Here is a 20793-nt window from a genome sequence, read left to right as displayed (position 1 = left end):
GTCGCCTGGTTGCCCTGGTCGAGAACGGCCAGCCACGCCCCATTGATTGTGCACCGCTCCATGCCGAGCTTGCAGGCAATCTGATGGAGCTTCGGGTCCTGGCTGATGCCGTCGTATGCGCGCCACCAGCCCATCTCACGCTCCCGCCAGCTCGGGATGATACTCGAACGCTGTCCGCAGCAGCCGGTCGTCGATCAGGCCGCGGCCATGCAGGGCCATGAGGATCCGCTTGCGGCGGTGGGCAGCGATGTTGCCATCGGCGATCATCTGCACGATGCCCAGCGGCACCGGATCGCCCTCGGCCAGCCAGTGCACCATCAGCCACAGATCGCGCGTCGTAGGCGCGGGCGACCTGTCAGTGACCTCGGTCACCGCGGTGCTGCTTGATGACGCAGGGGTTTTCTGCGAATCTAGACGCGGGGCAGACTCCTGCCCCATGAGCGTTTCAGCCATCGCCGCGCTCCTATCGCGGTTGGTGGTCAGAGCAGATCCGGTGCTTCCAACACCGTTTCCGCTCGGGGCCTCGGGTTCGCCCGGGGCCTTTTTCATTGTAGCCGCTGATCCGGAACTGAGCCAGCAATCAGTCATGCTCGGGCGTTCCTTCGACGGCGCGCATCAGGCGCCAGTAGAACACGCACCAGCCGATGCCGGCGGCGAGACCGCCGATGGTCAGGATCCACGCGGCGGGGCTCATGCGGCCTCCCGCACGTTCCGCAGCTCGTGCTCCAGCCAGTACTCGGCCATCCACCGCGCATCGGAGCCGTCGTCGGCCTTCACGTAGCCATGCCGCCTGGCCCACTTCGCCCAGGACGCGTTGTTGACCTCGATCGTCAGCAGCTCGCGGCGCCGGCCGACGCACAGCACCTGAGCACGCAGGCCCGGCAGGATCCGGGCGGCCTCGCCAAGCATCCGCCCGGCCATCTCCTCGACCAGCAGGCACTCCGGGCAGTGCTCCTCGATCAGATGCACCACGGCGCCCGTGCAGCGGTCGAAGTAGGCCGCGTGCCGATCGGTCACGTGCAGGTACTTCGGGTCGAGCCGGCCCTTCAGGCTGATCTCGCCGAACTGGGGGATCTCGTTGGGGGCGACCACCGCCCAGCCGAGACTAACGCCCGGGTCGATGGCCAGGACCCGCATCAGCGCACGACGCGCTTCAGGTCGCCGTTCGCGAGGCCGGTCATGATCGCGTAGGCCGTGGTCGTGTGGACGTCTGCCGATTGCGATGAGGCGCCGCTGCTCGTAGAGAGGGATAATTCGACCTGCGTCTCGCCCAATTGGTCGATGTGGAAACCGATCACCTGGAGTTGCGCGCCGCCATTGCCGGCCGAGAACCGATCGCCGACTTTCAGCCCGTAGAAGACCTCATGCCGGGTCTTGGCTGGCATGGGCATGTCCGCCCCGCCGGGGTCGAACTTCTGCCCATTCGCCAATCCAGATCCGGCGCCTGCCAATCCGTGCATGCTCAGCTCCAAAAAGAGCGCCCGGCCACCCTGAGGCAGCCGGGCGAGTGATCAGGGAGGTAAACGGTGCGACCAGCGCACCATGATCCGCGGGCCCGGCAGAGGGGGTAGACCCGCGGACCATGCTGGGCTGGAAGATCCCCCGGAGCCGAAGCCCCGGGGTAGCCATGGATGACTTGCACACGATTGCGAGAACGCCTCCCGGCCGCATTGCGGCACTATGGGCGGCCTGATCGTCTACATGGCGGCCTCCTGGGTTGTAGGAATCCAGCGCACCAGGGAGCATGGCCGGCAGAGCGACGCCCGAGCCGATACCGACCATGCTCCCCGCTGCCTGCATCATGTGCGGCACTGCGCGAACGCCTCGTCGAGCTTCGCATCCCATGCCCGCCGCTGGCGCTCGGACAGCGTGAACAGGTCCGGCACCCGGGCGACGCGCGGCCGGCGCACCGATGGCTGCGGCTTGCCCCGACGCGCCCGGCCGCGGCGCAGCCGGATGTCGTAGCGGATCTCGGCATAGCGCACGGTGGTGTGCTGGACGCCCAGGCGCTGAGCCAGCTCGGTGGGGCTGAGGCCGGCAGCGGCGCCTTCGGCCAGCGCGGTCGGCCAGTGGACCCCCTTGGGCGCCCGCCGATAGGGCAGCGCGCTCATGCCACCCTCGCATCGTAGCGCGGCACGGCCTGGAGGGCCGCCAGCTCGGCCAGCGTGGCAGCGTCGTCGGCCATCTGGCGGATGCGCTCGGCCTTGGCGGCATCGAGCTGCGGCTTCCACGGCGGCGGCAGGACTGTCCCAGGCTTGCCATGCGGCAGCCGGATGCCGCGACGCAGGGCAGCCTCCCGCACGTTGTCAGCCTTGACGCCCAGAGCCCGACCGATCTCGGGCGCCGTCATCTCCCGGCTGCCTGGACGCGCGAAGAACGCGTCCCAGTCGATGCAGCGTCGGCCGCCGCCGGGCCGGATCATCGCGGCGCACCCGGATGTGGCGTTGGGGCCGATCCGCGAGCGTAACTCGTTCCTCGGTGATTTATGTCACTCTGATGTACGGCAGATGGACGCACGTTCATGCGGCCACCTTCTTCGGAGGAACCGCTTGGTCCTGCACGCCATAGATCTCGTTCAGAGTGACCTCACCGTTGGTCACCTCATGGATCTTCACGCCCACCTCGCCCCTAGGACGCAGGAGGCCGCGCTCGATCCGGCTCATGGTGGACGCACCAACCCCGACCAGCTCGGCAAGCGCGGCGAGCGTGAAGCCTCGGGATTTGCGCCAGGTGGCTAGCTGCATGCCCGGAAATTTGCACAAGCTGCAAATTTTTAGCAAGAGGCGCCTGGGAGTATGTCGCAGGGACTTGCATCCTGTGCGCTTCCGCAGATATTGCATATGGTGCAATATTGGGGTGCCACATGAATATTCAGCCGGACTGGTGGAAGCGGATGCTTGGTGCTCGCAACCGGATAGCGGAAGTACGCAAGTCGAAAAAGTTGACTCAGGGTCAACTAGCCGAGAAGGTCGACGTGCATGTTTCCACCATATCGAGGCTAGAAAACGGCGGTATTGACCTAACGCAGGAATATATTGAGCTGATAGCCGCAGCACTTGAAGTTGAGCCGATGGCGCTCCTGTTTGATCTGAGCGTCCTGGCGCAAACGCCCGAAGAAAAATCTTGGCTCGAGCTAGGGCGCACGCTCGATCCGGAGATGCGCGAGCTCGTGCAGCAGCTCATCAAGGCCAAGAGCAAGTAAGACAGAGTGGAGCCCTCAACCCACCATAACGACAAGGGGCATCATCGTGGCAAAGATCACCGGCACTGCCGGCAACGACCGGCTTTTCGGCACGGCTGGCCGAGACACCATGCAAGGCCTGGCCGGCAATGACCTCCTCGAAGGCCGCAATGGCGACGATGCGATCTTCGGCGGGCTCGGCAACGACACGCTGCGAGGCGAAGCCGGCAACGATCGCCTCTACGGCGACGCTGGCTTCGACCTGATGAGCGGCGGGGATGGCAATGACGTGCTGTTCGGCGGCGACAGCCGCGATCGGCTATGGGGCGACGCCGGGGATGACACCCTCTCCGGCCAGGCCGGCAACGACGACCTCTATGGCGGGCTCGGTGACGACCTGATCTATGGCGGCGACGGAAATGACCGGATCGAGCCGGGATACGGGCAGAACACGATCCACGGCGGCGCTGGTGACGACTATGTGTCCATGCCCTTCTCGGCTACCGACGGGGATGGTCCGGGTGTTTTTTCAGCCGCGATGCTATTCTTTGGTGGCTCCGGCAACGACAGTGGTTTCGGCGGGTATGGTGCTGACAACATGCGCGGCGAGCTGGGCAACGACACGCTCTATGGGGGCTGGGGCGACGATCGCCTGGACGGTGGATCTGGCGACGATCGTCTCTTCGGCAGCGCTGGCGCCGACCGCCTGATAGGTGGTGATGGGGATGACGTGCTGCGCAGCGGGCAAGGCGCCGAGGACCGGTCGATCCTGACTGGCGGGTCCGGCAACGACGCCTTCCTCTACAACTTCCAGCCAGGCGTCGTGGATCGGCCGGACAACCCAGAGCCGGAAATGACGTTCGTGAACGACCTCATCACCGACTTCTCGGCCGGCGACAAGCTGCAGATCTCCAGCCGGAATGACCCCGACTTCGAGCCGCTTGAAACCTATACCTTCAGCTTCGCTGACCTCGATACGAACGGGAATGGCATCATCACCGATGCCGACGATGCCGTCTCGATCGGCCTCGCCTCCTTCATGGGCGAGCAGCGCTTCAGCCTGACGATAGACGTCGCGAAGTTCGCGGCGCTCCAAGAGCCTTCACCCGGGAGCTTCTCCGGCACCATCACGCTGTACGGCGTGACCACGCTCACCGCAGGAGACTTCGCGTGATCCGCCTGGCCGCCCTGGCTGTGGCCGTGGCCGCGCTGGCCGGATGCACGCCAGTGACAGAGATTAAGGGCCCTGGCGGACAGACCGCCCACCTGATTGAGTGTGGCGGCTTGGTCAACAGCTTCGCGGATTGCTACGAGAAGGCAAACGAGGTGTGCCCGGCAGGGTATGCCGTCCTGAATGCTAGCCAGTACGATGGCGGAACCATCATCCACCAGTACGGCGCCAGCCAGGTGATTAAGCGCGATCTGATCGTTCAGTGCTCAACGTGACCGCAATGGCAGCTCCCTAGCTTAATCCGTCCTGCCATCACCTCTGACAGCGCCGCCTCCGGGCGGCGTTTTCGTTGGGACGATCGCCTTCCGGTAGATGCGGCAGCCGCAAGCCAGGCGCCTTCCGGTCGCCCGGGTTCTCACCTGCAGGGAGTGTGGTATCCGGCCTTGATTTGCATATAGTGCAAATTTCCGGTTGACCTCGGTTTGCACAGATTGCAAATTCTCCCTACACCTGATCTCCAGATGTAGGGGCCACCAGATGGCGCAATGCTTCCCATTGTTCTCTGAGGAGGATGCGGATCTGCGCGAGCTGCGCTGGTCGCTGACCAGGGATGGCTACGCCCGCCGTACATTCAGGATTGCTGGGCCTGACGGCAAAAAACACCCCGTGAGCGTCGAAGCTCATCGGGTAGTCGCCTTCCGAATGAAGGGCAGGATTCCTCGGGCCCTTCAATGCGACCATATCAACGGAGTGCCTCTCGACAATCGACGAGAGAATATCCGCTTGGTCACGCCCAGTCAGAACTTAATGAACAGGGCGGCGGGTTCGCGCAATACCAGCGGGGTTGTCGGGGTAAACTACAACCGCTCTTACCATAGGTGGAATGCCCGGATCATGGGCAAGCACCTCGGGTGCTTCCTCACCCTGGAAGAGGCCGCCTTGGTCAGGCGAGCCGCCGAAGTCGAAATCTTCGGAGAATATGCCCGCCGGCCCTCAGACCAGTGACCACACCGCACCGCGGATGGGGAGACCAATGTTCCAACTGCTCAGTACCCTCCTGATCGTTCTGGCGATCCTGCAGCTGGTGATCGTCCCAATGGCGATCGCATGCCGGATTGCAGCGAGCGATCAGCCATGACCGCGCTGGCTATACTCGCCGGCATCACTGCCGCCTGGGCGTTCATCAACGTCATGGTGGCCTGGCCGCTGATCGACCTCCTCCTGCAGGAGGTTGGCGAATGACCATCCAAGCTGATGCCCGGGACAGCGGCCGGGCCGATGACGCGACCAAGGCCGAGTTCGGCCGGCGCCTGCGGGGCCTGCTCGCCCAGCGCGGCTGGAGCCAGTCCGAGCTCGCCCGGCGCGCCCGGATCGGCCGCGACAACATCAGCGGCTACGTCCGCGGGCAGAACCTGCCCGGGCCCACGATCCTGAACCGGATTGCCGAGGCGCTGGGCGTGGACGTGTCCGAGCTGGTCGAGGTCCCCAGCAGCCGGCTCGATCGCATGCGCTCCGCCCTGCAGTTCTACGCGAACCAGGACCTGTTCGGCGATGCGAGCGCACTGGCCCGTTCCGTTCTGGAGGAGGCGGCATGACCATCCACCAGCGCCAGTGGCTCCTGGACCGCCCCGGCCTGCCGGCTGAGCGCGAGCTGCCGGACGACCAGTACATCCGCCACCTGGAGCGGGTCCTGAAGACCCTGCGCAAGGTCGAGCAGGTCGCCCGCAAGCACTGCCGTCACTGCCTGATCGGCGAAGCGGCTTCCATCGCGGACGAGATCGACGCGCTCGCGACCAATGCGGGCTGGGCCCTGACCGACGAGGAAGCCTACCTGAACGACCCTGAGCGAGGACTGGACTGATGGCCAAGATCACCATCGACGTGACCGCGGACGACATTGCCTCCGGGCGGATGGGCGACTGCCAGAGGTGTCCAATTGCTTCGGCCCTGCTTCGGCAGGGGTTCTACGAAGTCGATGTCGGGACCGATGACGCCGGCGTCCGGCGCGAGAATGGGCCGTGGATATCGTTCCAGCTCCCGGACGAGGCGCGGGACTTTATCAGCAGCTTCGACTGCGATGGCCAAGGCTGGCCCTTCAGCTTCGAGCTGGAGGTGGCGTGATGCCCCGCACCCTGGAGCAGATCGACGAAGCCATGGGCAGCCTGTGGCTCGAGCTGCAGGCCATGGCATCCGCCGAGCTGGCCGACGATCACGAGGACGACGCGCTGGTGATCACCGACGCCGCCGCCGAGCTTAGCCGTGCACAGCATCTGGTCGAGACCGTCATCCGCAATCGCAAGCTCGTGGAACGCTGGGCGGCGGAAAGCCTCGCCCGGATCGTGGAGGAACGTCCCCATGCAGCCTGACCAGCAGCCCGTGAGCCGGGCCGAGATCGAGGCGATCCGGGAGCGGGATGGGGACTTCGACGAGCCCTTGCTGGAGTACGACCGTGCCGCCCGTGATCGGCGGAAGCTCCTGCGCGCCCTCGACGCGGCCGAGGCCGAGAATGCGCGGCTGCTGGAAGTGATCAAGCGCCTGACGCGAGACGCCCGCCCAGTCAATTGGGACGACGAAGACGACCCGACTGGCTCCGCTGCGTGGCGCGCCGCCCTGTCCGCCGCCTCGGCTGAGGGAGAGGGGTGATGGAGCATAAAACCACCGCTCAGCTCCTGCTCTCGATCAGGCAGAAGGGGCTCTCTATCGCGGCATACGCCGATCAACTTCTGGCCGGGAAGGCCGAGCGGCTCGTGACCGTCAAGCGGGTCGACGACTACGACCGATCACTCTTCGACATCGAAGACGGCCTGAACTTCCTGCTGACGAGCGACGAAGATCTCGCGGCGATCCGCGCCAGCGAGGGAAACGACCATGCGTAGTGCCCTGATCGCCGCCCTGCTGCTGGCGACGCCCGCCATGGCCCAGGAAGAACCCCAGCCGGTCCGCGTGCCGGGCGATGGTGAATGCTACGCCACCGAGGACGCGATCCGCATGTCGGCCGAGATCGGCGAGGTGCCGTTCATGCCCGGAGGCTTCGTCTCCGAGGACGGCGAGGGCGCGCTCATGATGGCCAACCCGCGGCTGAAGACCTGGAGCATCTGGGCGATCAAGGCCCAGGGCGAGATCGTCTGCATCCGGGGCTGGTCGCTCAACCCGATGGATCTGGGGGTGGCCCATGATTGACGACATCCTGACCCACGCCCGGCACCCGATGGAGCACGCGCCGCTGTGGCCGCGCACTGCCGCTGAGGCAGAGGCCAAGGCCCGCGCTCAGATCGAGCGGCAGATCCGCGAGGCGTTGCCGGAGGAAGCCGGCTTCAGCCACCGGTTCATGCTGTTCCTGGGCGGCTTCATCGGCGGCTTCTGCGGCACGTTCTTCTTCGGGATCGCGGCGGCGACTTGGTGGGTGCTGTGATGGCATCGCACCTGTTCCTGGCGGCCCAGGAAGCCCGACGCCTGATCGAGAGCTATGGCCTCGACGGCGAGGAAGCGCAGATCACCGCTGAATCCGAGACGCGCCTGCCGGACGTGATCGCCCGGCTGATCGAGGCGGAGGTCGCCGACGAAGCCGCGATCGAGGCCTGCAAGGCGCGCGCCCAGGAGCTGCGGCTGCGTGCCGAGCGGATCCAGGCCCGGATCGACCGGCGGCGGGATGAGATCGCTGCTGCGCTGGAGGCGGCCGACCTGCCCAGGCTCGACTGCGGCACCGCCACCGTCAGCCTGACCACCACGCGGCCCGGCGTCACCATCACCGATCCCGACGCGCTGCCGCCCGACTGCCTGCGCACCAAGACCACCACCACGCCGGACGCCAAGGCGATCCGAGCCAAGCTCGATGCTGGCGAGGACGTGCCTGGCGCCGCCCTGAGCAATGCCCGGCGGACTGTCGCCGTGAGGAGAACCTGATGAGCAACAACCAGATCGCCGTGTTCGAGCAGACGCTCCAACGTGAGATGCCCAATATCTCGCGCAGCCTGCCGCAGCACATCTCGCCGGCCCGCTTCGAGCGGGTGGTGGTCACCAGCGTCGCCAACAACGACCGCCTGCGTGCTGCCGATCCGGTGAAGGTCGTCAACGCCGCCGCCAAGATCGCAGCACTCGGTTTGCTGACCGATCCGCACCTGGGCGAAGCCTACCTCGTGCCGGACTTCCGCGGCGACGTACAGGCCCGCATCGGCTATCGCGGCCTGATCAAGCTCGCCCGGCAGAGCGGCCAGATCTCCTCGATTTACGCCCACGAGGTCTGCGAGAACGACCACATCGACTGCGTGCTGGGCGACAGCAAGCGCCTCGACCACCGGCCCAAGCTGTTCGGCGACCGCGGCCAGGTCGTCGGCTACTATGCCGTGTTCAAGACCAAGGACGGCGACACCGACTTCGAGCCGATGACGATCGACCAGATCAACGAGATCCGGGATCGCTCCGACGGCTGGAAGGCATTCCGCGCCGGCAAGATCAAGGACACGCCCTGGGCGTCCTCCTATGACGAGATGGCCAAGAAGACCGCCATCCGCCGCCTGCTGAAGCGCGCTCCTGCCTCGCCCGAGCTGGAGGAAGCGCTGCGCCAGGAGAGCGAGGAGGACGGGCGCGAGTACAGCGGACGGGGCATGAAGGACGTGACGCCTGCGATCGGGAAGGCGCTCGACATGCTTCCACCGCTGACCGGCAAGTACGCGATCGTGGACGAGGATGGCGTGGTCACCGCCAGCAACGACCGCGTGTCGGCGCTTCTCCCGATCCTGGCCGGGATGTCGTGGACGGTAGGTCTCGCCGAGGCCAACCGCGACGTGGTGATGGAGGCGCTAAACGCAGCCAGCGAGGCGGCGAAGTCCAGCAGCAACGCCAAGGTGAAGGCGCTCCACACCCAGGCGCAGGAAGTCGCCCGCACGGTGCTCGACCTGTTGGGCGAGAGCGACGTGGCCGACGACGACGGCATGCTCGACGAGCCTGAGCATCAGGACGAAGCAGCATGACCACCCTTTTCGCCGATCGGCGCCTCGCCGATCACCGTGGCAAGGTGCGCGAGGTGCGCACCGACACGGGCTCCTGGCTGCACCTGTTCCGCGGGCTGTGGCGTCTGGCCAAGGACGCCGACGCCATCCCTGCCCTGCTCGAGGCCAATGCGGAGGAGCTGAAGCGCCTGGCTGCCCAGGACGAGCGCGTGGCCAGGGCGGCGAAGCTGCTGGAGGACAGGCGATGAAGACCCAATGGTACAGTTTTAACCAGAACGGCAGCGGCGGTGTCTTCAAGGGACCTGCCCTCACCGTGCTGATCGAAGCAACTAGCCGGGAGCAAGCCAACGCTCTGGCCCAGATGCACAACGTCTACTTCGACGGATGCGACAAGGGCCTGGATTGTAGCTGCTGCGGTGATCGCTGGGGCCCGACTTGGGATGAGGATGGCTATCCAAGCGCCGAAGAAGCACGACAGCACACGTATCGACTGACCGGCGAGTTCTCCAGAACATACCACCGTTGGGCGCGCACCGACGGCGTGCCGATGCTGGTCGCGTATGGCCTCGACGGCAAAGAAGCACTGCGGGTGGAGCCGGCGGACGACCATGCCTGACCGCCCCCTGATGCGCGACGTGGCCCGCTGTGAGGGCGAGAGCCACGGCTGCGTCTGCCTCGGATGCCTCTAGACCCTCGCCGGCCATTGTCTCGGAAGATGCAGAACAACCCTCTTGAGACGCCAATCCGTCTCGCACCGGCCGTCTCGCTAGGGCGCACCCATAGGAGAAGACCATGGAACAGGAAACGCGCGCCCTCCTGCTGCGCTGTTTGCGCCAGCTAGACTGGGTTTCTGGCGAGGGCTTGCAGGGCGTCGGCTTGGAAGATCCGGCCGACGTGTTCTTCGCGGTCGCCGAGCATCTAGGCATGGGCGAGGACGAAATCTCTGCGTTCATCCTGGAGACGGGCGAGATGCAGGACGAAAAGTGTCTCACGGCCCAATCTCAGTAGGGTCTGCCCATAAAACACGATGGAGAAAGCGATGAAGCCTGAGAGGTCGCCGTGACCCGCATCCGCGCCGCGGCCGTTGCTGAGGAGGACGAATGCCGCTCCTGCTGACCATCACCGCGGCGGCGGACGAGCTCGGGACCGGCGTCGAGTTCATGCGGCGCTTGATCTCCTGCGGCGCCGTCGGCACGGTCGCCGTCGGCAATGACCTGCGCATCCCGGTCGCCGAGCTGGAGCGCTGGGTCAGGGAGCAGACCAGGACAGCAGCATGGCAGCCCGGCGACGTGCAGACGGTGGCTGGCTTGTCGACTTCACCGTCGGCGGCCAGCGCTTCCGCAAGGGCTTCCACGCCTCGCTCACGCGCCGGCAGGTCGAAGCGGAAGAGCGACGACTTCGCGCCGCCGTCGAAGCCCGAATCATCGCCCCAGGTACTGCCCCTACGCTCGACGCCGTAGCCCAGCGCTACTGGCAGGAGCACGGACAGCACATCGCGTCCTGGTCCAGCGAGCGCGGCTACCTGCGCGCCTGGCACGAGGCCATCGACCCCGCCACGCCAATCAGCCAGATCGGCCGCGACACCATCGCCCAGGTCGTCAGCCGCTGGCGGGTCGCCATCAGCGAGCGCAAGGGCCGGCCCGTCACCGAGGCCACCATCAACCGCCGCTTGTCCTGCCTCCAGCGCCTGTGGCGGCGCGCGGCCGACCTGTGGGGCCTCCCGCTCCAGCCGATCCCGTGGGGCCGCTTCAAGCTGGCCGAGCCGGAGCCCCGTGACCGCTCCGTGCCACGCGACGTGCGCAAGGCCCTACTGGACGCACTGCCGCCCCGCTCCCGCCCCCTGGTCGAGCTCGCATTCGCCACCGGCCTGCGTCGCGGGGCCCTGCTCCGGCTCACGGCGGCCGACCTGGACTTCGAGCGCGGCGTGATCCTGGCCGTCAGCAAGGGCCGGGCCGGCGGGCGGCCGACGCCCGTGCCGATGACGCCGAGGATCGCCGCCATGCTCGGCAGGCTGGATCTGCCGGAGGTCGGCCGGGTCTTCCAGGTGAGCCCGCAGGAGCTGCGCGACGACATCGAGGCGGCCCGCGTCAAGGTCGGCCGCCCGGACTTCCGCCTGCACGACACCCGCCACACTTTCGCCCAGGATCTGGAGGACGCCGGCCTGGGCGACGTGATCAGCGCCGCCCTGCACCACAGCGACCCGAAGCTCCGGCGGCGCTACGCGCACGTGCGGCAAGAGCGGGTGCGGGCGGCGATGGAGGCTGTGGACAACGCGGCGGCACGACCAGGTTTTGGCAAGATCAAACGTAACTGATTGACGTTACAGTGGTTATTATGCCTGACCTTTTTTCTTCTAAGCGGTAGGTCGCAGGTTCGATCCCTGCAGGGCGCGCCATTCCCGAACAAAAGTGGGAACCGAGGGTGCCGAGGCGCCCGGGCGGCACCATCTCGGGCGTCCTGGCCGGGCAGATTGCTTCGGCATGACCTTCGGCCAGCAGACAGCGGGGGCGAGAGAGACCGTCTGCGCCATCGAGAAGCGGACGCGTGCGACCTGGCCGGAAAGTCGCTAGCCTGCCTTCGGCATCCGGAGCCGGCCCTCGACCAGGAAAGGTGGCAGGCATGAACTTGGAAGACCTCTATCGCCTGCTGCGCACCGAGCATGTCCAGGCTCAGGGCATGATCGATACCATCGACGATCCCCTGCTGGTCCTCGACCAGGCCTTGTACGTGCAGACGGCCAGCCGCTCGTTCTACGAGATCTTCAAGGTCAACCGGGACGAGACGGTCGGCCGGCCCATCTACGAGCTGGGCAACGGGCAGTGGAACATCCCCGAGCTGCGCCGGCTGCTCCAGGAGGTGGTGCCCAAGGCGCATGCCGTCCTGGACTATGAGCTGAGCCACGACTTCCCGAGCATCGGGGAGCGCATCATGCTGCTCAGCGCCAAGCGCCTGTTCCACCCGGACAACAACCGCCTGAACCTGCTGATCGTCATCGAGGACGTCACCGAGCGCCGCCGGATCAACCACGAGAAGGATCTGGTGATCGGCGAGATCCAGCACCGGCTGAAGAACCTGCTGGCGATCGTCCAGGCCCTGGCACGGCAGACCGAGGTGGAGGGCCGCTCCGCGCGGGAATACCAGGACACCTTCCTGGGCAGGCTCGGTGCCTTGATCGGTACCTATGAGCTGTCCATCTCCGGCCAAGCCCGCCCCGACCTGCAGGAGCTGGCCGTGCGCGTGGCGACCATGCTGGGCAGCGAAACCGTGGTCATCGAGGCGAGCCCGAACGTTACGTTGGCACCTGCGCAGGTGCTGCCGCTCGGCATGATCCTGCATGAGCTCGGCACCAATGCCGTCAAGCATGGTGCCCTGTCCGTACCGGGCGGCCGGGTGCGGGTCGGCTGGGCGCTGAGCGGTGCGGCGGGCGATCAGCACCTGGCGCTGCACTGGCGGGAGGAAGGCGGGCCGACGGCCCAGCAGCCGGCCGCCCACGGCTTCGGCACGCGGCTGATCAACGCGGCAATCCGCGATCTGCACGGAAAAGTGGAACTAGCGTTTGCCACCACCGGTTTGCAGGTCGAGGTGACCCTACCGATGCGGTGAGCATCAGGAGTGACAGGTGCCTGGCAGAACAGCTCCAGAGGCACCGTCCAACAGCCTGCTCGTGCTGGTGGTCGAGGACGAGTTCCTGCTCGCCATGGAGCTGGAGGCCATCATCCTGGCCCAGGGCTGGCGGGTGCTGGGACCGGCGGCGAGCGTCGCGGCAGCACTCGATCTGCTGGGCAGCCAGCTGCCGGACGTGGCGGTGCTCGACGTCAACCTGCACGGCGTGATGGTGACGCCGGTGGCGGAAGCCCTGGTGCGGCAGCACATCCCGTTCGTGCTGGTGACCGCCTACCAGCCGTCGCGGCTCCAGGGCAGTGCCGTCCTGGCCAGGGCGGTCAACATCGGCAAGCCCGTGGGCGCGCGCCGCCTGGTCCAGGCGATCCTGCAGGTGATGGAAGCCTAGAAGCCCGGCATGGTCATGCCTTTGCCCCCGCCACGCCCACCCTGCCCGCAACCATGTAGCCAAGCCGGCCAGTACCTTCCGTACGATGGCCGAACCGGTTGAGCCCCGGCCGGGCCGGAGCATATTTCCTCAACGATGCCACGCTCAACCGGAGCCGCCCGTGCCGATTCGTCCGGAGCCGCAGGACCGTGCCCCAGCCGTACCGCGGACGCCGACGTGGCTGGCCGACCGGCAGGCCGAGATCGCCCAGCTGCGCCAGGCCGCCCGGCTCATCGAGGCCAGCCGCGGGCGCTGCTGGACGAGCTGCTCGGCCAGCAGCGCCGTCTGCGGCAGCAGGCGGCCCGGCTGTCGGGCCGCAGCCGTGGTTGGCTTGGGGAGAGGGACCATGGCGAGCGGCGAGACGGTGTTGGCGATGGCCCAGCGCCATCTGCGCGAGGGGCAGCAGCGGGTCGCCGACCAGCAGGCCCAGGTCGCCGTGCTGGAACAGGCCGGCCATGAGGCCTGCCAGTCGCGCGCGCCCTGCTCGCGGTCATGACCGAGACCCTGCGGCTGATGGCCGAGCATCTGGCGGTCGAGGAAGAAGAAGCGCGCCAGGCCGGGCACCCCGCCACGATCCCCCATGCGGGTGCCCGGGTTTGTCGTAATCATACGACCCTGGGGCAGGGTGGGAAGAGCCGGAAAGTAGGGGCCACCGGGCGGGACAATCGTCCGTATCACTGGCCGGTGCGGGACTTTGCCGAGCGCCTGATCATCTTGTCTGCAACGGCGGCATCCGACTGGCGCGCGCCGTCCGGTTGAGACCCGGCCCGCCTGCCCAGACTGGACAGTGCCCAGCACGGCGTGCTGGAGCGGCATAGAGTTTGCCAGCACGGCCCTACGGTCTGTGCCTTCTGCTCTCAGAGGACGTTGGATGAACACGGCAGGTCTCGCCGCCGCCCTCGGCGCCGTCGCCATTTATGCGGGCATGTTCGCCGCCGGCCGGGCCGGTGCCTGGGATGGCCTCAACGGCTATGACCAGACCGCGATCCGCTTCGCGGTCACAACGGTGTTGGTGTTGCCCTTCCTCTGGGCGGCCCTCATGCCCGCCGCACGGCGGATCGGCATCGGGCGTCTGTTCGCCCTCTTCGTCCTGAACGGCGCGCCCTACAGCGCCGTGTTCCTCGGCGGGCTGGTGTTCGCGCCGGTCGCCTATGGTGCCGCGCTGGTGCCGGGGCTGCAGCCGGTAGCGGTGATGGTGGTCGCGCTCCTGTGGCGCGGGCAGCGCCCTGCTCTGCCCAATGTCCTGGGGGCGGCCATCTGCCTGGGTGGGGTGCTGGTGATGCTGCTCGACCGGCAGGTCACCGGCAGCACTGATCTGCCGATCGGCATCGGGCTGTTCCTCCTGGCGAGCGCCATGTGGGGCACCTACACCGTCGCGCTCAAGACCTGGGCGATCGAGCCGCGCGAGGCATTGGCCACCAATGCCCCGCTCTCGGCTCTGCTCTACCTGCCGGTCTATCTCCTGTGGCAGGGGCCGGAGGCGGTTCTGGCCGCGCCCGCGTCGGCGGTCCTGCTGCAGGCGGTCTACCAGGGCGTGCTGGTGGGACTGGTTGCCCTGATCCTGTTTACCGTGGCGGTGAAGACGGCCGGCAGTGCCGCCGTCGCTGCCCTGGCCCCGGCCATCCCGGTCCTGGCAACCCTGATCGGTTGGGCGGTCCTGGGCGAGCGACCCAACGGCTCCCAGTGGGCCGGGCTCGTCATCGTCACGATCGGGCTGCTGGTCGGCACGCTCTGGCCGATGCTCAAGGCCCGCCAGCAGGCTATGGTTGCCTGAGCCAAGCCCGCCGCTTGCCCTGCTTCAGGGCGGGAGGATCGGCAGCGCCGGGATGATCACCATGCCGGCGAGATGGGCCAGCGTACCCTGGTCGGCCAGCCGTCAGGCCACCGCGGCCTCGGGCAGGAGCGCCTCGTGCGGATGGAATACCTTAAAAGGCGTAGGCCTCATCGTCCTCCGGCACGAGCAGACGGTCGGTCATGCCGGTCTTCTCCGAGAAGACGCGCAGCTCGGCGCGGGTCAGGGCAGAATGGTTCACCGCCTCCATATGGCTGGCGATCAAGGTTGCCCGCGGCGCCGCGTCGTAGACCTTCCTGACGTCCTCGGCATTCATGATGATCGAGCCCAGCCCAGGAACCTGCGCATCGCCTGCGTTGAGCACGACGACGTCCGGATTATGAGCAGCGAGGCTCGTCTTCACGTGGGCATTCCAGATCGTATCACCGGCAAGGTAGAGAACCTTCTCGTCCGGGTGCTTGAAGACGACGCCGCAGACCTCGCCCAACAGCTCCCCGGCCACCGCCAGGGCTTGGTCCGAGCCATGCTGGCCGGGGGTCTTGATCAGCGAAACGCCACTAAAGGCTGTGTCTTCGGTCAGGATGCGGACGTCGCGGAAGCCCTGCGAGTGGATCAGCTCCGCGTCCTTCTCATGCTGGGCAAACAGCGGCAGGTGCTTCGGCACCAGCTTGACCGCGGCCTCGTCCCAGTGGTCCGCGTGCGTGTGGGTCACGATGACCGCATCGACGCCGAGGATGTCATCCATTGGGGTCCGCAGTGGGAGGCGCGGGCTGCGAATGTGGCTGTTCAGCGTGCCCTCGAAGCCGGGGTAGGCGTCCTTCTCGGCCAGATAAGGATCGATCAGGAACTTCACGCCGCCGAAGTCGAGGCGCAGCGTCGCGTTGCGGATCTGTTTGATCTTCATGGCGATCTTTCCTGCTTGTCGTCGATGTGGAAAGGCTGCCGATGTGCACCCTGGTCACATAGTTGGCGCCATAGAGATCCAACTCAGCCTGCCAGCCACAGACCGCGGAGTCGCCGCGGAAGACATGGGTGAACTCCTGGAAGCTGGCCGGGCGCAGCGCGCTCGGCTACATCGCGTGGCCCGCACCGATCGGCAGGCCGAACGCAGCCAGCGCCATCCACACCGCCATGGCGACCATCATCAGGTTCTCGGTGAGCGAGATGAACCCGAGGGGAACATTGCTCGATCCGCCGACACAGGCGCACTTGAGCTCGCGGCGGTCGATGTAGACGGCCTTGAACACCGAGACCGCGCCGACCGTGCCGATGAACAGCGCGATTGGCACCGACAGCCAGGTGAGCGCGCCAGCGACCATCAGCACGCCCGCAAGTCCTTCGGCGAAGGGATAGACGTAGCTGTACGGCACCCACCGCTTGGCAAGCAGGTCGTAGTTCAGGAACATGGTCGCGAAGCTCTCGATGTTCTGGAGCTTCAGCAGGGCCAGCACGACCATCGAGAAGCCGATGAACCATTCGGCTGCACGGACGGTGAACACGCTTCCTGTCGCGGCATAGCCTGCCGCCATCGCCATGAGCGCGGTCATGGCGAACAGCGCGATGACCGGGCGGTAGCTCGTCGCCTTCGGGTCCACGACGGGCTTGCCGAGGAACCGGCGCAGGTCGTCGTAGCCGCCGACACGCTCGCCGCCGATGAAGATCTGGGGGGTGGTCGCCACGCCGTGCTGCGCCTTGAAGGCGTCGGTCTGCTCGCGGGTGGTAAGGTGGTGGTCCTCGACCTCGTAGCCGGACCGCTCCAGCAGGTGCTTGGCCTTGAGACCGTAGGGGCAGGTGTGGTGCGGCATCACCATGCGGTGGATGACCGCCTTCTTCGCCACCAGGGGGCGGCTCGATGCAGGGGAAAGGATGCTGGTGGCCGACATGTTCGGTCTCCTTGAGATCCGGTCGGCATGGATATAGGGTCCGTACCGTGGTACGGAGTCAAGGGGTCAACATGCTCACCATCGGCGAGTTCGCCGCTGCAGGGGGCGTCGGGGTCGAAACGATCCGGTTCTACCAGCGCAGGGGCCTGCTCGGGACGCCTGCGCGCGAGGGCGGAATCCGGCACTACGGCCAGGAGGACGTGCGCCGCCTGCGGTTCATCCGGCAGGCGCAGGCGGCAGGCTTCACGCTGGAGGAGATCCGGGAGCTCTTAGAGCTGGATGCGGGCGAAGATCGCCGTCGGGCCCGCGAGCTTGCGACGGCCCGCGTCGCAGCCCTCGACGCCAAGATCGCCGAGCTTCAACGGGCTCGCGATGCGCTAGGGCGACTGGCGCGCGAGTGCGGGGAAGGGAGCACCGGGCCATGTCCGATCCTGGCTTCCTTTGATGTTTGACGCGAGCAAAGCATCCAGGCGAGGCTCGCCGGTTATTCCGGCGCCAAGCCAAGGGGCTCTCCAACCCAACCAAAGTGTATGGAGGCTACCTACCCCATAAACTGCTTGGCCTCGACGACCGAGGGCGGGCGTCATCGCAAGAGCTTGTCCGAGCCGCTGCCCACCCCCGACCGCGAACCCAGGCCGGGTGCACCGGCTGGGCGAGGATCCGGTCGATCGCAGCCAGTACGGTCGGCTGGCGGTGCCGGGCGGTCGGACGGGGTGGCAGGGGTGCGGGCCATGCAGGAGGCCTGCCAGCGCGCACACACCGGCCGGATGTCGACCGGCAAGCTGGGGCGCCAGGGAAGTGCGCCCAAAGTTCTGGTATCTGGCCTCGGCAGTCGTCCCGGCCGGCAGCGCGGTGACAACTTCCATGCTGGCACAATTCACTTGCGCTGGCTAAATACTTTTCGGCGCCGGCCGGTTGAGATCGGCACGTTGACCATGGCCGCACCTGAGCACAGGCTGCCCGAATCGATCCTTGGCTATAGGGAGCGTCACCATGACCGTCATCTCGATGGACGGCACCGATTCGGCCAGCTGGGACCCGCAGCTCGACGCGGTGACCGCCGCCCCCGCGCACCATCAGGTGCTCTACGAGGACGAGCTGATCCGGGTGGTCTCGGTCAGCATCGCGCCCGGCGTCCAGGAGCCGGTGCATCATCACCGCTGGCCGTCGGTGTTCGTGATCGACCGGCTGCCCAGCCGGATGCGCGACTTCAATGGCGATGGCCAGGAGATCCCGCTGCCGGTCGAGGTCGGCGCCGAGCTACCGCTGGTGGTCAGGTTCCCTCCGCAGCCGGCGCACTCGGTGCGCAACGAGGACGACGTCCCGTTCCACGGCACCCGGATCGAGTTCAAGCAGGGCTTCCCGGGCTAGCGATGCTGGCCGGTGCGCGATGGTTGAGATCGCGTGGTCGGCTGGCATGGACGGCTGTCCCTTGGCACACTGCCTGGCCAACCCACTCTGATGGCGCAGTCGGTGATGTTCCGAGGTGCCACGATGTTTCATGATGATGAATGGCGGGAATTCATCCGCGTCCTCAACCATCGGATGAGCAGCGAGAAGCGCAGCATGACCGATGACGAGATGCGGCAATGGCGCGACATGGTCAGCAAGCGCTTCCAGGGCGAGGTGCCGCAGCCGCCCGACCCCTGGGCCAAGCTGCCATCCTATCGCGAGCACCAGTGGACGATCCAGCACCGGGTCGACAAGGAGCTGTTCTGGACCGACGGGGGGTACTGGGAGGTCTGGGGCCACCATACCCTGCACCGGCTGGAGCGGGAGCGGATCGAGCGGGAGCTGGTGCGTGTCCAGGCCGAGGAGCCGGAGTTCCCTGGCCAGCTCGTGCCGGTCAAGGTCATCTACCAAATTGGGGCGGCTGAGGGATAAGCGCCAGCAGCGCCGCACGAGCGTGCGGCCGGAATATGATCAGCAGGGTAACCGTGCTTCGGGCAGGCATGGATGCGGCAGGGTTGCCGGGGGAAAGCGGGATAGATGAACCTGGAGGACATGGCGCAGAGGTTGGAGGCAAGCGGCGATTACCGCGTGCTCCGCCGTCTCGTGCCGCGCCGGCACCCGCACCTCGCCGATGGGTCGGCCACCCGGATCGGGCTGTTCGTCGATGTGGAGACGACCGGCCTGGATCCGGTCCGGCACGAGATCATCGAGCTGGCGATGGTCCCGTTCACCTATGCCCTGGATGGCCGGATCTTCGCGGTTGGCGACGCGTTCCAGCACCTGCGGCAGCCCGCAGAGCCGATCCCGCCGGAGATCTCCGCGATCACCGGGATCGATGACGCGATGGTGGCCGGTCAGACCATCGAGCCGGCCAAGGTGGCCGCCTTTGCCGCGCCGGCTGCACTGGTGATCGCGCACAATGCCGCCTTCGACCGCCGCTTCCTGGAACGTTTCTGCCCCCTCTTCACCCGCAAGCCCTGGGCCTGCTCGATGGCGCAGATCGACTGGGCAGCAGAGGGCCATGAAGGGCTCAAGCTCGCCTATCTCGCCGCAGGTGCCGGGTTCTTCTACGACCGCCACCGAGCCGAGAACGATTGTCTCGCCGCCATCGAGCTGTTGGCGACCCCGCTGCCCAAGAGCGGCATCCTCGCCCTCACCAGACTGCTAGCGCAGGCGCGCCCGCCGACCTGGCGCATCGTTGCGGAAGACTCTCCCTATGACCGCAAGGACCAGCTGAAGGCCCGTGGCTATCGCTGGAGCGATCGGCCGGGCCCAGCACCACGCGGCTGGTATCTCGATGTCGACGAGGCAGGCGGGGAAGCCGAGCTGGCCTTTCTCCAGGCGGAGATCTACGGGCGCCCGGTCCAGCTCCAGGTCACGCGCATCGATGCCTATGACCGCTTTTCGGAGCGGTGCTGAGAGCCCGTTTGAGAATGGGTTGGCGGGCGGATCAGAGTGTGGTGGAAGCTCGGGATGTGGACCCGAGAGAGCCGTGGCCGGATGGCCGAGATCGCCCGCAAGACCAAGCGTTACCCGACTGACCTGACCGACGAGGAGTGGCAGCGGATCCAGCCGCTGCTGCCGGCTGTGCCAAAGCGGGGGCGCAGGCCGACGACGGACCTGCGCGAGGTGCTCAACGCGATCCGCTACATGGCACGCAGCGGTGGGGGCTGGCGGATGCTGCCGAGGGACTTCCCACCCTGGCCAACCGTGTACTGGTGGTTTCGGCGCTTCGTGCGTCTCCTGCTGTTCCGCACCATTCACGACGTGGCCCTGATGCTGGATCGCGAACAGGCGGGGCGGGAAGCCAGCCCGTCCGGTGGCATCCTGGACAGCCAGTCGATCAAGGCGCCGCATGGGGCGACCAGAGGCTACGATGCCGGCAAGAAGGTGCTGGGCCGCAAGCGCCACATCGCGGTCGACACCGATGGCCGGCTCTTGATGGTCAACCTGACCAGCGCCGACATCGCGGACAGCGCCGGTGCCCAGACAATCCTGGCCGCCATCCGCAAGCGGTGGCCCTGGCTCAAGCACCTGTTCGCCGATGGTGCGTATGATCGCGGCAAGCTGATGAGCAAGGCCGCCTTCCTCGACTTCGTCGTCGAGATCGTCCGGCGGCTCGATCACGAGCCGGGCTTCAAGCTCCTCCCCCGCCGGTGGGTGGTCGAGCGGACCTTCGGCTGGATGGTCCGCTGGCGCCGCCTGGTACGGGACTACGAGGCCAGGCTCGATGTGTCCGAAGCCTTCATCCACGTCGCCATGGGCAGCCTGCTCCTGCGCCGCATCAGCCACCCATAGCTATTCTCAAACGGGCTCT

Annotated in this window: 36 protein-coding genes; 28 read left to right on the top strand and 8 right to left on the bottom strand. The window is 66.8% G+C overall.

All coding sequences use genetic code 11. The annotated features are described in order from the left end of the window. Positions 1-135: 135 nt before the first annotated feature. The 6 genes from VNS22_RS27655 to VNS22_RS27630 form a co-directional block, all read right to left on the bottom strand. Positions 136-453: a hypothetical protein gene (locus tag VNS22_RS27655; protein WP_325738350.1), complete on the bottom strand. Its 318-nt coding sequence runs from the start codon at positions 451-453 to the stop codon at positions 136-138. A gap of 237 nt (positions 454-690) precedes the next feature. After that, positions 691-1137: a hypothetical protein gene (locus VNS22_RS27650; RefSeq protein WP_325738348.1), complete on the bottom strand. Its 447-nt coding sequence runs from the start codon at positions 1135-1137 to the stop codon at positions 691-693. Further along, positions 1137-1460: a hypothetical protein gene (locus VNS22_RS27645; protein WP_325738346.1), complete on the bottom strand. Its 324-nt coding sequence runs from the start codon at positions 1458-1460 to the stop codon at positions 1137-1139. Before VNS22_RS27645 ends, VNS22_RS27650 begins: the two co-directional genes overlap by 1 nt. Positions 1461-1799: 339 nt before the next feature. Next, a complete protein-coding gene (locus tag VNS22_RS27640; RefSeq protein ID WP_325738345.1) occupies positions 1800-2111 on the bottom strand; it encodes a hypothetical protein in 312 nt (103 codons plus the stop codon). Beyond that, the gene (locus VNS22_RS27635) at positions 2108-2422 is read right to left on the bottom strand and encodes a hypothetical protein (protein ID WP_325738343.1); all 315 of its coding nucleotides are present in this window, start codon (positions 2420-2422) and stop codon (positions 2108-2110) included. The genes VNS22_RS27640 and VNS22_RS27635 overlap by 4 nt, the downstream gene beginning before the upstream one ends. A 97-nt stretch (positions 2423-2519) precedes the next feature. After that, positions 2520-2744, bottom strand: coding sequence for a helix-turn-helix transcriptional regulator (locus VNS22_RS27630; protein ID WP_325738341.1), 225 nt, complete (start codon positions 2742-2744; stop codon positions 2520-2522). Positions 2745-2863: 119 nt separating this feature from the next. Here VNS22_RS27630 and VNS22_RS27625 point away from each other — a divergent pair, with 119 nt between their 5' ends. The 23 genes from VNS22_RS27625 to VNS22_RS27515 all read left to right on the top strand — a co-directional run bounded on the left by VNS22_RS27625 (position 2864) and on the right by VNS22_RS27515 (position 15123). Further along, positions 2864-3202 carry a helix-turn-helix transcriptional regulator gene (locus tag VNS22_RS27625; RefSeq protein WP_325738339.1) on the top strand — a complete coding sequence of 113 codons (339 nt, stop codon included), beginning with the start codon at positions 2864-2866 and terminating at the stop codon, positions 3200-3202. A gap of 46 nt (positions 3203-3248) precedes the next feature. Continuing rightward, positions 3249-4355, top strand: coding sequence for a calcium-binding protein (locus VNS22_RS27620; protein WP_325738337.1), 1107 nt, complete (start codon positions 3249-3251; stop codon positions 4353-4355). After that, positions 4352-4627: a hypothetical protein gene (locus tag VNS22_RS27615; protein WP_325738335.1), complete on the top strand. Its 276-nt coding sequence runs from the start codon at positions 4352-4354 to the stop codon at positions 4625-4627. The genes VNS22_RS27620 and VNS22_RS27615 overlap by 4 nt, the downstream gene beginning before the upstream one ends. 262 nt (positions 4628-4889) lie before the next feature. Beyond that, positions 4890-5357, top strand: a complete 468-nt coding sequence (locus tag VNS22_RS27610) for an HNH endonuclease signature motif containing protein (protein WP_325738333.1) — start codon at positions 4890-4892, stop codon at positions 5355-5357. A 233-nt stretch (positions 5358-5590) separates the two neighbouring features. Then, positions 5591-5947 (top strand): helix-turn-helix transcriptional regulator, encoded by a 357-nt coding sequence (locus VNS22_RS27605; RefSeq protein WP_325738331.1) that lies wholly within the window; start codon positions 5591-5593, stop codon positions 5945-5947. Next, positions 5944-6213 carry a hypothetical protein gene (locus VNS22_RS27600; RefSeq protein WP_325738329.1) on the top strand — a complete coding sequence of 90 codons (270 nt, stop codon included), beginning with the start codon at positions 5944-5946 and terminating at the stop codon, positions 6211-6213. Before VNS22_RS27605 ends, VNS22_RS27600 begins: the two co-directional genes overlap by 4 nt. Beyond that, on the top strand, positions 6213-6473 hold the full coding sequence (locus tag VNS22_RS27595; RefSeq protein WP_325738328.1) for a hypothetical protein: 261 nt from the start codon (positions 6213-6215) through the stop codon (positions 6471-6473). The genes VNS22_RS27600 and VNS22_RS27595 overlap by 1 nt, the downstream gene beginning before the upstream one ends. Then, positions 6473-6718 (top strand): hypothetical protein, encoded by a 246-nt coding sequence (locus VNS22_RS27590; protein ID WP_325738326.1) that lies wholly within the window; start codon positions 6473-6475, stop codon positions 6716-6718. Before VNS22_RS27595 ends, VNS22_RS27590 begins: the two co-directional genes overlap by 1 nt. Next, positions 6708-6995, top strand: a complete 288-nt coding sequence (locus VNS22_RS27585; protein WP_325738324.1) for a hypothetical protein — start codon at positions 6708-6710, stop codon at positions 6993-6995. Before VNS22_RS27590 ends, VNS22_RS27585 begins: the two co-directional genes overlap by 11 nt. Further along, the gene (locus VNS22_RS27580) at positions 6995-7228 is read left to right on the top strand and encodes a hypothetical protein (protein WP_325738322.1); all 234 of its coding nucleotides are present in this window, start codon (positions 6995-6997) and stop codon (positions 7226-7228) included. The genes VNS22_RS27585 and VNS22_RS27580 overlap by 1 nt, the downstream gene beginning before the upstream one ends. Beyond that, complete coding sequence (locus VNS22_RS27575; RefSeq protein ID WP_325738320.1) at positions 7221-7532, top strand: hypothetical protein; 312 nt, start codon at positions 7221-7223, stop codon at positions 7530-7532. Before VNS22_RS27580 ends, VNS22_RS27575 begins: the two co-directional genes overlap by 8 nt. Then, positions 7525-7764: a hypothetical protein gene (locus VNS22_RS27570; RefSeq protein ID WP_325738318.1), complete on the top strand. Its 240-nt coding sequence runs from the start codon at positions 7525-7527 to the stop codon at positions 7762-7764. Before VNS22_RS27575 ends, VNS22_RS27570 begins: the two co-directional genes overlap by 8 nt. Then, entirely contained in the window at positions 7764-8255 is a 492-nt protein-coding gene (locus VNS22_RS27565; RefSeq protein ID WP_325738316.1) for a siphovirus Gp157 family protein, read from the top strand. The genes VNS22_RS27570 and VNS22_RS27565 overlap by 1 nt, the downstream gene beginning before the upstream one ends. Then, a complete protein-coding gene (locus tag VNS22_RS27560) occupies positions 8255-9322 on the top strand; it encodes a recombinase RecT (RefSeq protein WP_325738314.1) in 1068 nt (355 codons plus the stop codon). The genes VNS22_RS27565 and VNS22_RS27560 overlap by 1 nt, the downstream gene beginning before the upstream one ends. Continuing rightward, complete coding sequence (locus tag VNS22_RS27555) at positions 9319-9549, top strand: hypothetical protein (RefSeq protein ID WP_325738312.1); 231 nt, start codon at positions 9319-9321, stop codon at positions 9547-9549. Before VNS22_RS27560 ends, VNS22_RS27555 begins: the two co-directional genes overlap by 4 nt. Next, positions 9546-9917 carry a DUF7296 family protein gene (locus VNS22_RS27550; protein WP_325738310.1) on the top strand — a complete coding sequence of 124 codons (372 nt, stop codon included), beginning with the start codon at positions 9546-9548 and terminating at the stop codon, positions 9915-9917. Before VNS22_RS27555 ends, VNS22_RS27550 begins: the two co-directional genes overlap by 4 nt. Before the next feature lie 176 nt (positions 9918-10093). Next, positions 10094-10309 (top strand): hypothetical protein, encoded by a 216-nt coding sequence (locus VNS22_RS27545; RefSeq protein ID WP_325738308.1) that lies wholly within the window; start codon positions 10094-10096, stop codon positions 10307-10309. Positions 10310-10574: 265 nt separating this feature from the next. Beyond that, positions 10575-11615 (top strand): site-specific integrase, encoded by a 1041-nt coding sequence (locus VNS22_RS27540; RefSeq protein WP_325738306.1) that lies wholly within the window; start codon positions 10575-10577, stop codon positions 11613-11615. A 305-nt stretch (positions 11616-11920) separates the two neighbouring features. Next, positions 11921-12904 (top strand): sensor histidine kinase, encoded by a 984-nt coding sequence (locus VNS22_RS27535; RefSeq protein WP_325738304.1) that lies wholly within the window; start codon positions 11921-11923, stop codon positions 12902-12904. A gap of 16 nt (positions 12905-12920) precedes the next feature. Next, complete coding sequence (locus VNS22_RS27530; protein ID WP_325738302.1) at positions 12921-13310, top strand: response regulator; 390 nt, start codon at positions 12921-12923, stop codon at positions 13308-13310. Between the two features lie 385 nt (positions 13311-13695). Beyond that, the gene (locus tag VNS22_RS27525; protein ID WP_325738300.1) at positions 13696-13845 is read left to right on the top strand and encodes a hypothetical protein; all 150 of its coding nucleotides are present in this window, start codon (positions 13696-13698) and stop codon (positions 13843-13845) included. Further along, positions 13842-14108 carry a hypothetical protein gene (locus VNS22_RS27520; protein ID WP_325738298.1) on the top strand — a complete coding sequence of 89 codons (267 nt, stop codon included), beginning with the start codon at positions 13842-13844 and terminating at the stop codon, positions 14106-14108. The genes VNS22_RS27525 and VNS22_RS27520 overlap by 4 nt, the downstream gene beginning before the upstream one ends. A gap of 112 nt (positions 14109-14220) precedes the next feature. Then, on the top strand, positions 14221-15123 hold the full coding sequence (locus tag VNS22_RS27515) for a DMT family transporter (protein ID WP_325738296.1): 903 nt from the start codon (positions 14221-14223) through the stop codon (positions 15121-15123). A 151-nt stretch (positions 15124-15274) separates the two neighbouring features. Here VNS22_RS27515 and VNS22_RS27510 read toward each other — a convergent pair whose 3' ends face one another. Beyond that, positions 15275-16045: an MBL fold metallo-hydrolase gene (locus tag VNS22_RS27510; protein WP_325738294.1), complete on the bottom strand. Its 771-nt coding sequence runs from the start codon at positions 16043-16045 to the stop codon at positions 15275-15277. Positions 16046-16211: 166 nt separating this feature from the next. Further along, positions 16212-17024: a glutaredoxin family protein gene (locus tag VNS22_RS27505; protein WP_325738292.1), complete on the bottom strand. Its 813-nt coding sequence runs from the start codon at positions 17022-17024 to the stop codon at positions 16212-16214. Positions 17025-17071: 47 nt separating this feature from the next. Between VNS22_RS27505 and VNS22_RS27500 the strand changes: the two genes are divergently transcribed. The 5 genes from VNS22_RS27500 to VNS22_RS27480 all read left to right on the top strand — a co-directional run bounded on the left by VNS22_RS27500 (position 17072) and on the right by VNS22_RS27480 (position 20774). Next, positions 17072-17476, top strand: a complete 405-nt coding sequence (locus VNS22_RS27500; RefSeq protein ID WP_349261905.1) for a MerR family transcriptional regulator — start codon at positions 17072-17074, stop codon at positions 17474-17476. A 541-nt stretch (positions 17477-18017) separates the two neighbouring features. Next, positions 18018-18395 (top strand): hypothetical protein, encoded by a 378-nt coding sequence (locus VNS22_RS27495; RefSeq protein WP_325738288.1) that lies wholly within the window; start codon positions 18018-18020, stop codon positions 18393-18395. A gap of 195 nt (positions 18396-18590) precedes the next feature. Next, positions 18591-18908, top strand: coding sequence for a hypothetical protein (locus VNS22_RS27490; protein WP_325738286.1), 318 nt, complete (start codon positions 18591-18593; stop codon positions 18906-18908). A 105-nt stretch (positions 18909-19013) separates the two neighbouring features. After that, the gene (locus VNS22_RS27485; RefSeq protein ID WP_325738284.1) at positions 19014-19895 is read left to right on the top strand and encodes a 3'-5' exonuclease; all 882 of its coding nucleotides are present in this window, start codon (positions 19014-19016) and stop codon (positions 19893-19895) included. 54 nt (positions 19896-19949) lie between these two features. After that, positions 19950-20774, top strand: a complete 825-nt coding sequence (locus tag VNS22_RS27480) for an IS5 family transposase (protein WP_325738283.1) — start codon at positions 19950-19952, stop codon at positions 20772-20774. Positions 20775-20793: the final 19 nt, after the last annotated feature.

It is taken from the genome of Geminicoccus sp., from assembly GCF_035556675.1.
Classification (GTDB): domain Bacteria; phylum Pseudomonadota; class Alphaproteobacteria; order Geminicoccales; family Geminicoccaceae; genus Geminicoccus.
This window is presented reverse-complemented; position numbering and strand designations above follow the sequence as displayed.

What these genes read in the sequence shown, in the direction of transcription:
- VNS22_RS27655 (WP_325738350.1), bottom strand. Translation starts at nt 453, where the DNA reads ATGGCTGAAACGCTCATGGGGCAGGAGTCTGCCCCGCGTCTAGATTCG.
- VNS22_RS27650 (WP_325738348.1), bottom strand. Translation starts at nt 1,137, where the DNA reads ATGCGGGTCCTGGCCATCGACCCGGGCGTTAGTCTCGGCTGGGCGGTG.
- VNS22_RS27645 (WP_325738346.1), bottom strand. Translation starts at nt 1,460, where the DNA reads ATGCACGGATTGGCAGGCGCCGGATCTGGATTGGCGAATGGGCAGAAG.
- VNS22_RS27640 (WP_325738345.1), bottom strand. Translation starts at nt 2,111, where the DNA reads ATGAGCGCGCTGCCCTATCGGCGGGCGCCCAAGGGGGTCCACTGGCCG.
- VNS22_RS27635 (WP_325738343.1), bottom strand. Translation starts at nt 2,422, where the DNA reads ATGATCCGGCCCGGCGGCGGCCGACGCTGCATCGACTGGGACGCGTTC.
- VNS22_RS27630 (WP_325738341.1), bottom strand. Translation starts at nt 2,744, where the DNA reads ATGCAGCTAGCCACCTGGCGCAAATCCCGAGGCTTCACGCTCGCCGCG.
- VNS22_RS27625 (WP_325738339.1), top strand. Translation starts at nt 2,864, where the DNA reads ATGAATATTCAGCCGGACTGGTGGAAGCGGATGCTTGGTGCTCGCAAC.
- VNS22_RS27610 (WP_325738333.1), top strand. Translation starts at nt 4,890, where the DNA reads ATGGCGCAATGCTTCCCATTGTTCTCTGAGGAGGATGCGGATCTGCGC.
- VNS22_RS27605 (WP_325738331.1), top strand. Translation starts at nt 5,591, where the DNA reads ATGACCATCCAAGCTGATGCCCGGGACAGCGGCCGGGCCGATGACGCG.
- VNS22_RS27600 (WP_325738329.1), top strand. Translation starts at nt 5,944, where the DNA reads ATGACCATCCACCAGCGCCAGTGGCTCCTGGACCGCCCCGGCCTGCCG.
- VNS22_RS27595 (WP_325738328.1), top strand. Translation starts at nt 6,213, where the DNA reads ATGGCCAAGATCACCATCGACGTGACCGCGGACGACATTGCCTCCGGG.
- VNS22_RS27590 (WP_325738326.1), top strand. Translation starts at nt 6,473, where the DNA reads ATGCCCCGCACCCTGGAGCAGATCGACGAAGCCATGGGCAGCCTGTGG.
- VNS22_RS27585 (WP_325738324.1), top strand. Translation starts at nt 6,708, where the DNA reads ATGCAGCCTGACCAGCAGCCCGTGAGCCGGGCCGAGATCGAGGCGATC.
- VNS22_RS27580 (WP_325738322.1), top strand. Translation starts at nt 6,995, where the DNA reads ATGGAGCATAAAACCACCGCTCAGCTCCTGCTCTCGATCAGGCAGAAG.
- VNS22_RS27575 (WP_325738320.1), top strand. Translation starts at nt 7,221, where the DNA reads ATGCGTAGTGCCCTGATCGCCGCCCTGCTGCTGGCGACGCCCGCCATG.
- VNS22_RS27570 (WP_325738318.1), top strand. Translation starts at nt 7,525, where the DNA reads ATGATTGACGACATCCTGACCCACGCCCGGCACCCGATGGAGCACGCG.
- VNS22_RS27565 (WP_325738316.1), top strand. Translation starts at nt 7,764, where the DNA reads ATGGCATCGCACCTGTTCCTGGCGGCCCAGGAAGCCCGACGCCTGATC.
- VNS22_RS27560 (WP_325738314.1), top strand. Translation starts at nt 8,255, where the DNA reads ATGAGCAACAACCAGATCGCCGTGTTCGAGCAGACGCTCCAACGTGAG.
- VNS22_RS27555 (WP_325738312.1), top strand. Translation starts at nt 9,319, where the DNA reads ATGACCACCCTTTTCGCCGATCGGCGCCTCGCCGATCACCGTGGCAAG.
- VNS22_RS27550 (WP_325738310.1), top strand. Translation starts at nt 9,546, where the DNA reads ATGAAGACCCAATGGTACAGTTTTAACCAGAACGGCAGCGGCGGTGTC.
- VNS22_RS27545 (WP_325738308.1), top strand. Translation starts at nt 10,094, where the DNA reads ATGGAACAGGAAACGCGCGCCCTCCTGCTGCGCTGTTTGCGCCAGCTA.
- VNS22_RS27540 (WP_325738306.1), top strand. Translation starts at nt 10,575, where the DNA reads ATGGCAGCCCGGCGACGTGCAGACGGTGGCTGGCTTGTCGACTTCACC.
- VNS22_RS27535 (WP_325738304.1), top strand. Translation starts at nt 11,921, where the DNA reads ATGAACTTGGAAGACCTCTATCGCCTGCTGCGCACCGAGCATGTCCAG.
- VNS22_RS27525 (WP_325738300.1), top strand. Translation starts at nt 13,696, where the DNA reads ATGGCGAGCGGCGAGACGGTGTTGGCGATGGCCCAGCGCCATCTGCGC.
- VNS22_RS27520 (WP_325738298.1), top strand. Translation starts at nt 13,842, where the DNA reads ATGACCGAGACCCTGCGGCTGATGGCCGAGCATCTGGCGGTCGAGGAA.
- VNS22_RS27515 (WP_325738296.1), top strand. Translation starts at nt 14,221, where the DNA reads ATGAACACGGCAGGTCTCGCCGCCGCCCTCGGCGCCGTCGCCATTTAT.
- VNS22_RS27510 (WP_325738294.1), bottom strand. Translation starts at nt 16,045, where the DNA reads ATGAAGATCAAACAGATCCGCAACGCGACGCTGCGCCTCGACTTCGGC.
- VNS22_RS27505 (WP_325738292.1), bottom strand. Translation starts at nt 17,024, where the DNA reads ATGTCGGCCACCAGCATCCTTTCCCCTGCATCGAGCCGCCCCCTGGTG.
- VNS22_RS27495 (WP_325738288.1), top strand. Translation starts at nt 18,018, where the DNA reads ATGACCGTCATCTCGATGGACGGCACCGATTCGGCCAGCTGGGACCCG.
- VNS22_RS27490 (WP_325738286.1), top strand. Translation starts at nt 18,591, where the DNA reads ATGACCGATGACGAGATGCGGCAATGGCGCGACATGGTCAGCAAGCGC.
- VNS22_RS27485 (WP_325738284.1), top strand. Translation starts at nt 19,014, where the DNA reads ATGAACCTGGAGGACATGGCGCAGAGGTTGGAGGCAAGCGGCGATTAC.
- VNS22_RS27480 (WP_325738283.1), top strand. Translation starts at nt 19,950, where the DNA reads ATGTGGACCCGAGAGAGCCGTGGCCGGATGGCCGAGATCGCCCGCAAG.